Source organism: Aeromonas sp. 75A, assembly GCF_051919425.1.
Lineage (GTDB): Bacteria > Pseudomonadota > Gammaproteobacteria > Enterobacterales > Aeromonadaceae > Aeromonas > Aeromonas veronii.
On sequence record NZ_JBQBES010000002.1, the window covers coordinates 4182809 to 4196359 of the forward strand.

10 protein-coding genes and 1 pseudogene are annotated in these 13551 nt (G+C 60.9%); 5 read left to right on the top strand and 6 right to left on the bottom strand.

The window, feature by feature from the left end; genetic code table 11:
* The 3 genes from hyfB to ACTG2T_RS19405 form a co-directional block, all read right to left on the bottom strand.
* Positions 1-1872, bottom strand: coding sequence for a hydrogenase 4 subunit B (gene hyfB / locus ACTG2T_RS19395; protein ID WP_330124622.1), 1872 nt, complete (start codon positions 1870-1872; stop codon positions 1-3).
* A complete protein-coding gene (locus ACTG2T_RS19400) occupies positions 1872-2537 on the bottom strand; it encodes a 4Fe-4S dicluster domain-containing protein (RefSeq protein ID WP_043170826.1) in 666 nt (221 codons plus the stop codon). Before ACTG2T_RS19400 ends, hyfB begins: the two co-directional genes overlap by 1 nt.
* A 388-nt stretch (positions 2538-2925) precedes the next feature.
* Entirely contained in the window at positions 2926-3831 is a 906-nt protein-coding gene (locus ACTG2T_RS19405; protein WP_127007745.1) for a LysR substrate-binding domain-containing protein, read from the bottom strand.
* A gap of 102 nt (positions 3832-3933) precedes the next feature.
* On the opposite strand from ACTG2T_RS19405, the gene ACTG2T_RS19410 reads away from it, so the two are divergent.
* The 4 genes from ACTG2T_RS19410 (at position 3934) to ACTG2T_RS19425 (ending at position 8374) form a co-directional block, all read left to right on the top strand.
* On the top strand, positions 3934-4926 hold the full coding sequence (locus ACTG2T_RS19410) for a TDT family transporter (RefSeq protein WP_005352390.1): 993 nt from the start codon (positions 3934-3936) through the stop codon (positions 4924-4926).
* A 255-nt stretch (positions 4927-5181) separates the two neighbouring features.
* Positions 5182-6171: a lauroyl-Kdo(2)-lipid IV(A) myristoyltransferase gene (lpxM, locus tag ACTG2T_RS19415; protein WP_330124623.1), complete on the top strand. Its 990-nt coding sequence runs from the start codon at positions 5182-5184 to the stop codon at positions 6169-6171.
* Positions 6172-6322: 151 nt separating this feature from the next.
* The gene (locus ACTG2T_RS19420; protein ID WP_330124624.1) at positions 6323-7318 is read left to right on the top strand and encodes an LpxL/LpxP family acyltransferase; all 996 of its coding nucleotides are present in this window, start codon (positions 6323-6325) and stop codon (positions 7316-7318) included.
* Positions 7319-7513: 195 nt separating this feature from the next.
* Positions 7514-8374, top strand: coding sequence for a PA4780 family RIO1-like protein kinase (locus tag ACTG2T_RS19425; protein WP_330124625.1), 861 nt, complete (start codon positions 7514-7516; stop codon positions 8372-8374).
* 60 nt (positions 8375-8434) lie between these two features.
* On the opposite strand, the gene ACTG2T_RS19430 is transcribed toward ACTG2T_RS19425, so the two are convergent.
* From ACTG2T_RS19430 to ACTG2T_RS19440, 3 genes are all read right to left on the bottom strand, one after another.
* A complete protein-coding gene (locus tag ACTG2T_RS19430; RefSeq protein ID WP_330124626.1) occupies positions 8435-8959 on the bottom strand; it encodes a GNAT family N-acetyltransferase in 525 nt (174 codons plus the stop codon).
* Positions 8956-10194 (bottom strand): GGDEF domain-containing protein, encoded by a 1239-nt coding sequence (locus tag ACTG2T_RS19435; RefSeq protein WP_330124627.1) that lies wholly within the window; start codon positions 10192-10194, stop codon positions 8956-8958. Before ACTG2T_RS19435 ends, ACTG2T_RS19430 begins: the two co-directional genes overlap by 4 nt.
* Before the next feature lie 263 nt (positions 10195-10457).
* Complete coding sequence (locus ACTG2T_RS19440; protein ID WP_330124628.1) at positions 10458-10952, bottom strand: prolyl-tRNA synthetase associated domain-containing protein; 495 nt, start codon at positions 10950-10952, stop codon at positions 10458-10460.
* A 166-nt stretch (positions 10953-11118) separates the two neighbouring features.
* On the opposite strand from ACTG2T_RS19440, the pseudogene ACTG2T_RS19445 reads away from it, so the two are divergent.
* Positions 11119-13544 (top strand): annotated as a pseudogene (locus ACTG2T_RS19445) (DNA polymerase II).
* The last annotated feature ends 7 nt before the right edge of the window (positions 13545-13551 follow it).

The window sequence follows — 13551 nt, forward strand, 5'->3', positions numbered from 1 at the left end:
TCAGACTCCTACAGCCATCAGGATAAAGAGCGCCAGCACAACGCCGTGCAACAGCCAGCCGGTTGTCCCGCTGGTATCGCTCACCCCGTGCAGGGCGCTGGCCAGATCGAGCTGCGGCTGCTTGCGATAGAGCGGCGCGCAGAGTTGGCGCAAGGTGTGGGTGACACCGCCCGAGGTGAGGCTCATGCGCTCCTCATAGGCGTAACCACAAGCCCACGGGGTGCCGGCGTGACGACGACCCAGCTTGGGCCCCTTGAAGATGGCCAGTACCAGCAGCGGGATGAGGAACAGCCCCAGCAAGGTGATGGCGATAACGGGTGGGGAGAGGATCGCTTGTGAGCTGTCGAGTGGCAGCAGGGTGGCGCCAGTGGCGACACTCATCTGGCTGGCAACCAAGGCTTGGCCATAGCTGGCGATATGGGGGGCAATCCAGGGGGCGCCCAGACCCAGCACCAGACAGACGGCAGCCAGCAGCAGGGTGCCTGCCACCATGGCCCCTGGCACTTCGCGGGCGTGGCTCGCGTGTTCGCTGCGCGGTGCGCCGCAGAAGCAGATGCCGTAGACCTTGACGAAACACATCACCGCCATGGCGCCGGTTACCGCCAGCATCACTACCGCGAGCGGCGCGACGACCGAGGTGCCGAGTTTGGTCATGGAAAGGAGCGACTGATAGATAAACCACTCGCTGACAAAGCCGTTGAGTGGCGGCAGGGCCGAGATGGCCATGGCACCGATGAGAAACGCCAGCGCGGTCCAGGGCATCAGCTTGGCCAGCCCCCCCATCTTGTCCATGTCGCGGGTGTGCAGGCGGAACATCACAGAGCCGGTGCCCATAAAGAGCAGGCTCTTGAAGATGGCGTGGTTGAGCAGGTGATAAAGCGCGCCGAGTAGCCCCAGCACCACCAGTGCCGGTTGCTGGTTGGCGATGCCGATCATGCCGATGCCCATCCCCATCAGGATGATGCCGATGTTCTCCACCGTGTGGTAGGCGAGCAACCGCTTGAGATCATGCTCGGCCAGCGCAAACAGCACCCCGAGCACTGCCGAGCAGGCACCGAAGATCAGCACCACATAGCCCCACCAGAGCTGGCTGGCGCCAAGAAAATCGATACTGACTCGCAAGATGCCAAACAGACCCAGCTTCACCATCACGCCGGACATCAGCGCCGAGATATGGGAGGGCGCAACGGGCTCGGCCACCGGCAGCCAGCCGTGCAGCGGCACAAAACCGGCGCGCAGGCCAAAGCCGCAGAAGCTGAGCAGGAACACCAGAGAGGCCAATCCGCCCGCCAGATGGTGCTCACGCAGCGCGGCGAACTCCAGCGAACCGCTTTCGCGGCAGAGCAGCCAGAAGGCGATCAGCACCAGTGCCATGCCGATATGGTTCATCACCAGATAGAGGCGGCTCTGTTTGGCGGCTTCCGGGTTGGTCTTGACCAGCCAGTAGGTGGTGAGGGTCACCAGCTCGTAGCAGAGCAAGAAACCGAGCGCATTGTCGGCCAGCACCATGCCCACCATGGCAAAGAGGAAGAGGTTCATCAGCGCGCCGATGGCCACATCGCCCTTGCCCTGATATTCGCGGATATAGGCAAAGGAGTAGAGGGCGACGGCGACGCCGACGGTGCTAATCACCAGCAGCATCAGCGCGGCCAGCATGTCGAGGTGAACCGAACCCAGCAGCCAGAGTTGGCCATCGACGGGTGCGCCATGAGCAAAGGTCTGGATGGCGGCGACCAGGCCCGAGAGCGACCCCAGCAGGGCAAGGCCACTGTTGAGGCGGTTGGCCAGTGCGGGCAACTTTTGCAGGAGCAAACCGGCGGCAGCGCCCAGCAAAAAGAGCAGGAGCGTGGCCATAACAAGGGGGGACAACATCAGCGGGCTCCCTCTGTGGTGGATAAATCGGATGCAGGGAGCGCTGTGGCAGGCGCCGAGAAGGCGGAGGCCCCTTGCGGGTTGGTGTCGGCCGCTTGCTGGCGACGGATACGGGCGGCGCGTTCGGTGTCGCCGTCATTGACCAGCTTCAGTGCCTGGGAGGGGCAGGCACCGACACAGGCCGGGCCATCGGCGCGAAACTCGCAGAGGTCGCATTTGACCGCGATGCTGCGCACCCCCGGCTCCCAGCTCAGCAGATCCTCGCCAAAGCAGCGCAGGCCAGCGGAGGTGGAGGGGTTGCTGGAGCGGATGGAGCAGGGGATATAGGTGTCGTAACTGGTGGCCACGGCCACCGGACGGCTGCCGCCGCTCTGGATGGCGCCAAAGGGGCAGGCCACGGCGCAGAGATTGCAGCCGATGCAGAGCGACTCGTTGAGTTGCACGCAATCGCCGGTCTGGCGAATTGCCTCGACCGGGCACACCTTGATGCAGGGGGCATCGTCACAGTGACGGCACTGAACCGGCATGGTCGCCTGCTCGTGTCGCATAACGGTTAAACGGGGGGCTTGCTGCAAACCTTGCGCCTTGTGTACCTCGCTGCAGGCCGCCATACAGGTGCCACAGCCGATACAAAGCTTGGGGTCAGCGATAACGAAGCGGTTCATAGCCTACCTTGTCGTGTCGCGAACGGAGAAAGTAGGGGCAGGTTAGCAAGATACGGGCCAGAATGATTTTTGCAGAGGAATTGGCTTTAAGCGGCTGTTTTTAAATGAATAAAAATCTTGGTGTGGTTGAGTGAACGCGCTGATATGGCAGTCGAACTGTGACGTTCATCACTTGTGACGAAGCCATCGGGAGGGTTCGTCACCCCCGAACAACGGCGTCGACACGGCTGAATGCGGGGTCGTGATACGGGGAGAAAGGGTGACTCGTCTGCGGTAGGTAGTAGGTTGCACAGTGTAGTGATCAAAGGGATGGAGCAACGGTTCCATCCCTGCATTTTGCTTTTCCGCCATAGGCGCTCTGGTTTGCTAGCGATGATATGACCGGGGGCTAGTCCGGGCTGATCACCTCGGCATCATTCACCTGAGCCCGGCAGAAGTGGATAAAGTGGCGCAGGGAGGTGGAGTGGTACTTCTGCTTGTGCCAGATAAGGGAGAGCTGGCGCGGGAAGCGGCGGGAGAGGGGCAGGGCGATCAGCCGCCCATCTGCCAGGCGATCCGAGGCTGCCAGCCGGGAGATAAAGGAGATGCCAAGCCCCTTCTCCACCGCCAGCATCACCGCCTCCAGGGTGTTGAGTTCAAGCCCTGGTTGCCAGCGGGGCAGCTCGGGCTGGATCTGCTGGATAAACTGCTCGCGGCTGCCCGATTGCGCTTCACGCAATACCCAGGTCTCGCCCCCCAGACGGGAGAGGGAGAGCTCCTTCTTGTTGGCAAGCGGGTGACCGGGTGGGGCCACCACCAGCATCTCGTCCTGCAGCCAGGGTTCGGCGAGCAGGTCGGGGTGATGGTTCTCCCCCTCGATCAGTGCCATATCCAGCTCGAAGTTGGCCAGCGCATGACAGAGCAGGTGAGTGTTGTTGATGGTCACCTTGGGGGGGAGCCCCAGCTCTTGTTTGCTGCTGGCGAGCAGGGTGGGGAGCAGGTAGTTGCCGATGGTCTGGCTGGCACCAAGGCGCAGCTGGCCGCTCGGCTCGGCATCGGGGCTGAACAGGTTCTCGATATCCTGCATCCGGGTCAGCAGCTCTTCGGCGGCCGGTTGCAGCAGGCGCCCCTCGTTGTTGAGCTGCAATCTGGGGTGAATGCGGTCAAACAGCGGGGTGGAGAGCTGGCGCTCCAGCTCCTGCAGCGACTGGGAGACGGCCCCCTTGCTCAGGCAGAGCTCGTTGGCGGCAAGGCCAAGGTTTCCATAGCGGGCAATGGTGGCGAACACTTTCAGCTGCTGCAGGGTCAGTTTCATCGTGTTTGGTTTTCCTGAATGATTGATTTAATTCATTTAGATATCGTAAACGATAAGGGGGCATTATCCTATCGCCATAGTCATCAATAGAAAGGTGTCATCATGATCGCAAGAACCCGTAAATCACTGGCTGCCGCCCCAACCCCCATGGCGGGTTTGGCGCTGGGCATCGCCAGCCTTGGTTGGTGTTGGGAAAATGCCGGTCACTTCGATGGCCGGATGCAACTGCTGGGCGCTGCCATCGCGGCCGTGCTGCTGGTGATCCTGACCTTCAAGTTTCTGCTCCACCCCCGCCTGCTGTTGCAGGATCTCGCTCACCCCGTGGTGGGCAGTGTGGTTCCGACCTATGCCATGGGCACCATGGTGGTCTCCAAAGCGCTGGGTATGATTGCGCCGCAAGCGGGCGAGGCCCTCTGGCTGTTTGCCGTGGCGGTTCACCTGCTGTTTCTGGCCACCTTTATCTGGCATCGCGCCAAAGAGTTTGAAATCCACCACATGGTGCCGAGCTGGTTCGTGCCGCCAGTAGGCATCATCGTGGCGGACGTCGCCTTCCCGGGTGGTCAGTTTGCCCCGCTGGCCAACGGTCTGCTCTGGTTCGGGATCATCTGCTACGGCCTGATGCTGCCGCTGATGCTCTATCGCCTGATCTTCAGCCATGAAGTGCCGGATGCCGCCAAACCGACCATCGCCATTCTGGCGGCTCCTGCCAGCCTCTCTCTGGCCGGTTACCTGACCGTCAGCCAGGAGCCGTCACTGCTGCTGGTGGCCGTGCTGTTGGGGATTGCCATCCTGATGACCGGTATCATCTATCTGGCCTTCATCAAACTGCTGCGTCTGCCCTTCTCGCCGGGTTATGCCGCCTTTACCTTCCCGCTGGTGATAGGTGCTACCGCCCTGTTCAAAGTGGCCCATCTGGTTGAAGGGTTTGCGCAAGGCAGTCACTACGTCGAGCAGATCAGACTGCTGGCCCACTTCGAGCTTGGGGTGGCTACCGTGATCGTCGGGTATGTGGCACTGCGTTACCTGATGTTTTTTCTGCCGCAGCGTAATACCGAAATGAATAACGGCATGGCCCGCCAGGGTGCTCACCGATAAATCTTGATGATGTGACATCGGGAAATGGATAAGCAGTGCGCTCCGAGAGCGACGGGATAAACGACCAGTCATACGATGGATGGACAAAGAGCCTCCACCCTGGTTGTGTAACGAGCAAAATGCCCCGCAGTGCGGGGCATTTTTTTATGGTTTTTTGATGTGGCACCCGTGGTGGGCTATTTGCCATGGATTTAACTGGTATTACCTGTCAGGACGACTACAATGCAGCACCACTTTTTCGCTCGACCCCAATACATGTCGTCCCAAGATCCCGTATTTGACTCCTCTTTTGAAGCCCGTTTTCTCCATCCCCGCTACTGGTTCAGCTGGCTGGCGCTCGGCGTGCTGATGTTGCTCGCCTTTGTGCCGGTGCGATTGCGCGACCGTTTGGCCGAAGCCTTGGCTCCGCTGGTGTTTCGTATCTCGAAAAAACAGATTTATATCGCCAGAACCAATTTGGAGATCTGCTTCCCGGACAAGAGCCCGGAAGAGCGGGATGCCATTGCACTGACCTCGATCCGGGTCGGCCTCAAGAGTCTGTTGGGATTTGGCGAGTTCACCATGCGCAGCCAGCGTTATCTGATGAGCCGGATGCAGGTGATCGGTTGGGAGCATATCGAGGCGGAGCGGGAGGCCGGTCGCCCGGTGATCCTGGTGGTGCCCCATACCTGGCCGGTGGATGCCGCCGGTTACTGCTTCACCCAGCGCGGGGTGCCCATGTGCACCATGATGAAACGGGCGCGCAATCCGGTGTTTGACTGGCACCTCAACCGTGCACGAGCCAAGAACGGTTGCCGCGTCTATGAGCGCAGCGCCGGGATCAAGGCAGTGATCAGGACCATCAAGAGCGGTCGCAGCTTCTTCTATCTGCCGGATCAGGATCATGGCCGCGAGAAGAGCATCTTCGCCCCCTTCTTTGGCTATCCCAAAGCGACCCTGCCTGCCTTGCCCCGTCTGGTGCAGGTCAGTGGCGCCAAGGCGGTGCCGCTGCTCGCCTGCTATGACGAAGCGAACCACTGCTACCGGCTGGAGATTGAGGCACCGTTCGACAACTATCCCACCGAGGATGTGATGGCCGATACCTGTCGCATGAACGACATGGTGCAACAGCAGCTGATGCGCCATCCGGGCCAGTACATGTGGTTCCTCAAGATCTTCGATACCCGTCAGGATCAGGAGGGGCTGGATGGCCTTTACGAGGCGGGGATCCAGCGGATCCGCAAGGGATTGTCGCCCCACGGCTGACCCAGAATTTGCGTTGATTGAAATGGCCCCAGGTGGGCCATTTTTTTATGATAACTCGTCTGATCAGTGCCTTGCGGGTCGATGGCCTGCCTCCCCAGGGTAGAAAAAAATGTCAGGATAACTACAATAACCGTTTGTTTTTGATGACTTGATGGCCGCCATGTCTGCGTTAGATCCGGTATTTGATACCTCATTTCATAGCCGCCTGCTGCATCCAAAATGGTGGGGCAGCTGGTGTGCGCTGGGCCTGCTCTCCCTGCTGGCATTTACTCCTGCGAGATTGAGGGATCGCTTTGCCGATCTGATCTCTCCAACCCTGCTGCGTTTTTCGAAAAAGCAGGCCTATATCGCCGATACCAACCTCAAGATCTGCTTTCCCGAGCTGGATGCCGCCGCACGGCAGGCGCTGTTGCTCAAATCGATCCGGGTCGGGCTCAAGACCTTTATGGGCTTTGGCGAACTCAGCTGGCGCAGCAAGGCGCGGCTGACCCGCCGCATCAAGGTGACCGGCTGGGAGCATGTGCAAGCGGAGCAGGCTGCGGGCCGCCCGGTGATCCTGGTGGTGCCTCATACCTGGGCGGTCGACATGATTGGCCGCTACTTCTCCATGATGGGCATTGAGATGTGCACCATGATGAAGAGCCCGAAAGATCAGGTGTTCGACTGGTACATCAACCGCGAGCGGGCCAAAGCAGGCAAGGTCTATGAGCGCAGCGCCGGGATCAAGCCGGCGATCAAGTCGATCCGCGCCGGTGCCAGTTTTTTTTACCTGCCAGATCAGGATCACGGCCGCGAGGCGAGCGTGTTTGTTCCCTTTTTTGGTCGCCCCAAGGCAACCCTGCCCGCGTTGCCCAAGCTGGTGAAGCTGACTGGCGCCAGGGCCGTGCCCATCTTCGCCAGCTATGACGAAGATGAGGGATGCTATCTGCTGGAGATCGAGCCGCCGTTTGACCCTTATCCCACCGCCGATCTGCTGGCAGACGTCAATGCCATGAACCGGGTGGTGGAGATGCAGGTGGCACGCCATCCCGAGCAGTACATGTGGTTTCTCAAGATCTTCGAAACCCTGGAGCATCAGGAGGGGGATGACGGCCTCTATGAAGCGGGGATCCAGCGCATTCGTCAGGGCTTGCCGCCCGAACCTTGAAAATTGGCCCGCTTGCGGGCCATTTTTGTTGGCACAGGCGCCTTTCGTATTTGGTCTGCTGCTGGTGGTTTTTAAGGCGAACGGGTGGACAAAAACAGCGCAAACAGGGGATAACAGGGTGTCTTATGAAAGGGAGAGGCAGGTGAGCGTGCGCGGAGCTATCTTCGAGAGCGGAAATAGGGTAAAAGGGCGGCCATGAAAATTCCAAATCGAATCCAACCTCTGGTTGATGACGGCCTGGTCGATGAGGTCGTCAGCCGGTTGATGAGCGGCAAAGAGGCCGACGTCTATGTGGTGCGCTGCGGCGACGAGATCCGCTGCGCCAAAGTCTATAAAGAGGCGTCCAAGCGCAGCTTCAAGCAGGCCGTGGTCTATCAGGAGGGGCGCAAGGTGCGTAACAGCCGCAGCGCTCGCGCCATGGAGAAGGGCTCCAAGTACGGCCGCAAACAGCATGAAGAGGTGTGGCAGAACACCGAGGTCGACGCCCTGTTCAAGCTGGCGGCGGCCGGTGTGCGGGTGCCACAGCCCTATGTCTGCCTCGATGGTGTCCTCTTGATGGAACTTATCACCGATGAGGATGGCAATGTCGCGCCGCGCCTCAACGATGTGGCGCTTACCCCCGAGCAGGCGGTTATTGATCACCACAAGGTGATCCGCTATGTGGTGCGGATGCTCTGTGCCGGTCTTATCCACGGCGATCTCTCCGAGTTCAATGTGCTGGTGGATGAACAGGGCCCCGTCATCATCGACCTGCCCCAGGTGGTGGATGCCGCCGCCAACAACCAGGCCAAGGCGATGCTGGAGCGGGACGTCAACAACATGCGCAACTACTACGGCATGTATGCCCCCGAGCTGCTCAAGACCCGTTATGCCCAGGAGATGTGGGCGCTGTTTGAAGATGGCAAACTCACCCCCGATAGCGAGCTGACCGGTCACTTTGAAGAGAGCCGCACCGCCATCGATCTCGAGTCGGTGCTGCAGGAGATTGAGAGCGCCGAGGAGGAGGCCTATGCCCGTCAGGCCCGGATGAAGGCGGAGCAGGAAGACAGCTACTAACGGTCTTGCCACGTTCGCAAAAAGAGCGCCTTCGGGGCGCTCTTTTTATTGCTGCTGCGGCTATGGTCGGCTGGGGCTGGGGGCTAGCTGATACATCTCCAGCCAGTGGCGATCCCCCGGATGGAAGCGCGGCCCCAGCAACACGCCCCCGGCGGCCGTAATGACCTTGCGGGAAGCCAGATTGTCTTGGTCACAGCAGATCAGCACCGGCGCTGCCAGCACCTGTTGTTGCACCCAGCGCAGCAGCACGGTCGCGGCCCCTTCGCCACGGCGAGAGGGGCGGGTTTCGTAACCGATATGACCCAGCCACTGGCGGGTTGCCTCATTGTCACCGTGACGAAGACGCAGGGTGGCGATGATCTCCTCGCCATCGAGGGCAAAATAGGTGGTGGTCGGCAGGTATCCACTGGGCAAGTTGCGCGCCTCTGCGTGATCCAGCAGGCTCTGTAGCCAGCTGTCCGGGTCAAATTGCGCCACCTGATAGAGCGGCTGTCCGTCCTCGGCGCATTCGGTGACATAGCGACGGTAAGCCGGAGCATCTGCCAGCCTGGCCTGTCGGCACTGCAGAGCGAGCACTGTGCTCATGACAGGAGCGCGCAGGGCGGCAGCGGTTGCGGTTCGCTGTGGTGGGGTTCCAGCACGCAGGCCCGTTGTCTTCCAGCCTGTTTGGCGGCGTAAAGAGCCTGATCCGCTCGCAGGTAGGCCGCTTCAAATCCCTCGTCAGGGTGCAGCGAGGTGAGGCCGATGCTTAGGCTGATGGGGCCACCAGCCAGCGCCCGGGTCGCCTCGGCGATCTGCTGTTGCAGGCTGTGACAGTAGTCGGGCAGGGTCTGCGGGTCCGCCATCAGCAGCAGGGCCAGCTCATCGCCGCCAAGCCGACCGGCCATGCCCTCGGCAGGCAGGGTATTGGCGATCACCCGACCCACGGCCCGCAGCATGGCATCACCGGCGGGGTGGCCGTGGCGGTCGTTGATCTGCTTGAAGTTGTCCAGATCGATCAGCAGCAGCTGGGCGGGGCTTGTCACCTCGCGGGCGCGCAGGGTCACCTGGCGTTCGAAATAGTGGCGGCTGAACAGACCAGTCAGCTCATCCTGATTGGCGCGCCGCTCCAGCTTGCGCTGGGTGGCCAGCAAGGCCTGCTGCTGGCGAGTGTGGACCAGGCTCAGCAGCAGATAACTGCGGGCGATGGTAAAGAGCAGGCTGAGCAGGATCACCGGCCCGAGCAGCGGGTCGGTGAAGGAGTTGGCCGCCTGCTCCGGCTGCCAGAGGTGTTTGGCGATCCGCAGCAGTTGCAACAGCAGTTGCAGGCCGAGCAGCAGAATGGCAAAGCGCAGCACCCGATAGACGGGGGCCAGCCGCTGGTAGCGCCAGAGCTGCCAGATAAGCAGCGCAATCTGCAGCGAGAGCACGCCGGAGAGCACGATGATCCGGCTATGCACATCAAAGAGGGGTTGCTGCAGGGCGGTCAGGGCAAACAGGACGAAACCGCCGAGGGTAACGGCGGGCAGCAGCCAGCCCAGTTGGTCGGCTTCACGGCGAAAGAAGTGGCGCATACCCCGTTCATAGAGCAGGGTGGTCGACATCAACAGCAGGTTGGTGTAGAGAATATTGGCAAGGGATGCATTTCCCTCAAGGGGGCGCAGCAGCAGGCAGCAAAAAGCCCCCGCGATAACCAGTTCCCCCGCTGACCAGTAGATCAATGCCCTGATCTGGCGATGGGTGTGCCACATGGCGGCGAAAATGGTGGCGACCCCCACATGTGACAGCGTGACGAACAGCACCAGACTCAACAACTGGGCTGAGGAAAACAGACTTGGCATCAAGGGGCTCTCTGGGAAGTCACCTGTGAACGAACAGGCGATGGGGTATCGCCCGCTGGCAGTCGCCGATCACAACATGAATCCAGCCTATTATCAATGGGTTAAATGGCCGAATGTGCTCACCTCCGACTTCTTGCACGATGGCAATTGCTGACTCGATTTATCAGCGCACAATGAGCCATTTTATTGTCTTGTCAGTCAATTTCGCTGCGTGAAAGGTGGTTGTGTTGGCGGCAGGGTGAACCCAACCGCCAGACGTTGTGCTAATCGCAGGTTGCAACAGGCAAGCGCATTACGATGGCCTCCCTGTCCAGATGGGTCAGCAGACGGCGCACGTCGTCGAGGCGGATGATCAGAGTCGCGGTGTTGACCAGCGGATGGCACTGCACCTGTTCGGCCTGCCAGATGGCCTCGTCCACCACCAGCTCTACCGCTTTTTCCCTGTCGCGCACCATGGCGAGCAGGGTCACCGAGCCCGGGGTAAGGCCGAGCACCGCATCGAGCCGCTCGGGGGAGCCAAAGCTCAGCCGCTTGACGCCGAGCATGGCTGCCAGCGCCTTGAGATCGACCCGGTGCTCCTCCGGACTCACCACCAGAAACAGCCGCTCGCTTTTCGGATCGCGCAAAAAGAGGTTCTTGGTCTTGGCTGCGGGCAGGTCGGGCAGCAACTTGCTCGCCTCCTCACAGGTAAACACCGGGGGATGATCAACACGCTGGTAGGGGATAGCCAGCTGATCCAACAGGGAATAGATTGCCACAAAGACTCCTTTCGTCGGCGAAGAGTGGTCAGAACGGGATGGGCGGGAATAACGACCGGATCGAGCTTACCAGTTTGACTCCCGCCTCGCAGCCAGCGTGACGATTGCGAGCAGGCACTGTATGAACGTACAATAGTCCCATTCTCGGACAGCCCCTTTACGCTTCATGACTGCAACCCAGCCCACCGTACCCGCCACTCCGCCCCTCGACGGTTTTATCCTGACCCGCCACGGTCGGGACGTGCGCGGCCGCAACGGGCTGCCTGCAACCACCGAAATCGTGATGTGGCTCTGGAGCGAGCAGGGGCCGGTGCGGGTGGTAGTGCCGGGGCAGGAGCCGGTTTTCTTTCTGCCGCAGAGCCATATGGAAGAAGCCGCCGAGCTGTTCAAGGGGGCCGGGGTGAGCGGGCGGTTTCGCCGCCTGCCGATGCACACCTTCGACGGTCGCCCCGTGGTGGGCTGCTATTTCGCCACCCTGAGCGCCTTTCACCGCGCCATCGAGCTGTTGCTCATTCGCGGTCTGGAGCACTTCGAGGCGGATATCCGGCTGCCGGAGCGCTTCCTGATGGAGCGTTTCATCACCGCTGGCGTGCGCTTCGATGGCCGGGCGGTAAAAAAGGGGGGCAAGCAGGGCTACTGGGAGGTGAACGAGGCGCGCTGCGCGCCGCAGGCGGTGACGCCAACCCTCTCCTGGGTGTCGCTGGATGTGGAGTGCGCCATGGACGGGGCGCTCTTCTCGGTCGGCCTTTACAGCGAGCAGGATGCACGGGTCATCATGATCGGCACCCCGGAGGCAGATGCCGAGAGCTGGGGAACCCAGGTACAGTGGGTAGAGGACGAGAGCACCCTGCTGAGTGCGCTGGAGAGCTGGTTCAGTCTGCATGACCCCGACTTGGTGATTGGCTGGAACGTGGTTAATTTTGACTTTCGTCTGCTGCTGCGCCGCGCCGAGCTTAACAAGCGGCGACTGCGGCTCGGGCGGGGGCGAGAGCTCTGCTTCTGGCGCTCGTCACGGGGCGATCCCCAAACCGGCAACGTCATTATCCCCGGGCGCATGGTGCTCGATGGCATCGATACCCTGAAAAGCGCCACCTGGCAGTTTGCCAGCTACAGCCTGGATGCGGTGGCGAGCGAACTGCTTGGCCGTGGCAAGGATATCGAGGATGTGGCCAATCGGGGGAGAAGATCACCGAGCTGTTCCATTCCGACAAGGAGGCGCTGGCCCGCTACAACCTGGAAGATTGCAAGCTGGTGTGGGAGATCTTTGACTACTGCCACCTTATCCCTTTTGCCATCGAGCGTGCCTCCCTCACCGGTCTTGAGCTGGACAGGGTAGGGGGCTCGGTGGCGGCCTTTACCAACCTCTATCTGCCGCGGCTCCATCGTGGCGGCTACGTGGCCCCCAATTTGCCAGCCGACGGGGGGCTCGCAAGCCCCGGCGGTTATGTGATGGACTCCAAACCCGGTCTCTATCGCCACGTGCTGGTGCTCGATTTCAAGAGCCTCTACCCCAGCATCATCCGCACCTTTTGCATCGACCCCATGGGACTTATCGAAGGGCTGCAGCATCCCGAGCACGCCATTCCGGGCTTTCGTGGCGCCATGTTTTCCCGCGAGCGGCACTTTTTGCCGGATCTCATCGCCACCCTGTGGGCGGCGAGGGACAGAGCCAAGGCCGCCAGCAACAAGGCGCTCTCCCAGGCCATCAAGATCATCATGAACTCTTTCTACGGCGTGCTGGGGTCGGGGGGCTGCCGTTTCTATGATCCGCGCCTAGCCTCGTCCATTACCCTGCGTGGCCACAGCATCATGCAGCAGACCCGCGAGTGGATTGAGGCGAAGGGGTTCGAGGTGATCTATGGCGATACTGACTCCACCTTTGTCCATCTGGGGCGCGAGACCAGCCCCGATGAGGCGGACGAGATCGGCCAGCGACTGGCTCAAATGATCAACGATAACTGGGCTGCACTGATCAGGCGCGAGTTCGACCTGCCGAGTTATCTCGAGATCCAGTACGAGACCCACTATCGCCGCTTTCTGATGCCCACCATCCGCGGGCTGGAGAAGGGCAGCAAGAAGCGCTATGCGGGGCTGGTTGGCAAGGCCAGTGAGGGGAGTGAACAGCTGGTGTTCAAGGGGCTCGAATCGGTGCGCACCGACTGGACCATGCTGGCCAAGCAGTTCCAGACCCGCCTCTATGAGCTGGTGTTTCACGATGAAGATCCCAGCGGCTATGTGCGCACCATGGTGGATGAGACTCGTGCCGGTCGTCACGACGATCTGCTTATCTACCGCAAACGGCTGCGCCAGAAGCTCGAAGAGTATCAGAAGAATGTGCCGCCCCATGTGCGGGCGGCGCGGCTGGCCGATGAGGAGAACCTGCGCCGCGGTCTGCCCCAGCGCTATCAGCATCGGGGCTCTATCGCCTATCTGATGACCCTCAATGGCTCCGAACCGCTGGAGTACCGGCGCAGTGCCATCGATTACGAACACTATATCGACAAGCAGTTGCGGCCCATTGCCGATGCCATCCTGCCCTTTATCGGCGAGTCGTTCGACCGGATCTGTGGTCAGCAGCTGGATCTTTTCTGATTGGTGC

What these genes read in the sequence shown, in the direction of transcription:
- hyfB (WP_330124622.1), bottom strand. Translation starts at nt 1,872, where the DNA reads ATGTTGTCCCCCCTTGTTATGGCCACGCTCCTGCTCTTTTTGCTGGGC.
- ACTG2T_RS19430 (WP_330124626.1), bottom strand. Translation starts at nt 8,959, where the DNA reads ATGAGCACAGTGCTCGCTCTGCAGTGCCGACAGGCCAGGCTGGCAGAT.
- ACTG2T_RS19400 (WP_043170826.1), bottom strand. Translation starts at nt 2,537, where the DNA reads ATGAACCGCTTCGTTATCGCTGACCCCAAGCTTTGTATCGGCTGTGGC.
- ACTG2T_RS19410 (WP_005352390.1), top strand. Translation starts at nt 3,934, where the DNA reads ATGATCGCAAGAACCCGTAAATCACTGGCTGCCGCCCCAACCCCCATG.
- ACTG2T_RS19405 (WP_127007745.1), bottom strand. Translation starts at nt 3,831, where the DNA reads ATGAAACTGACCCTGCAGCAGCTGAAAGTGTTCGCCACCATTGCCCGC.
- ACTG2T_RS19420 (WP_330124624.1), top strand. Translation starts at nt 6,323, where the DNA reads ATGGCCGCCATGTCTGCGTTAGATCCGGTATTTGATACCTCATTTCAT.
- ACTG2T_RS19435 (WP_330124627.1), bottom strand. Translation starts at nt 10,194, where the DNA reads ATGCCAAGTCTGTTTTCCTCAGCCCAGTTGTTGAGTCTGGTGCTGTTC.
- lpxM (WP_330124623.1), top strand. Translation starts at nt 5,182, where the DNA reads ATGTCGTCCCAAGATCCCGTATTTGACTCCTCTTTTGAAGCCCGTTTT.
- ACTG2T_RS19425 (WP_330124625.1), top strand. Translation starts at nt 7,514, where the DNA reads ATGAAAATTCCAAATCGAATCCAACCTCTGGTTGATGACGGCCTGGTC.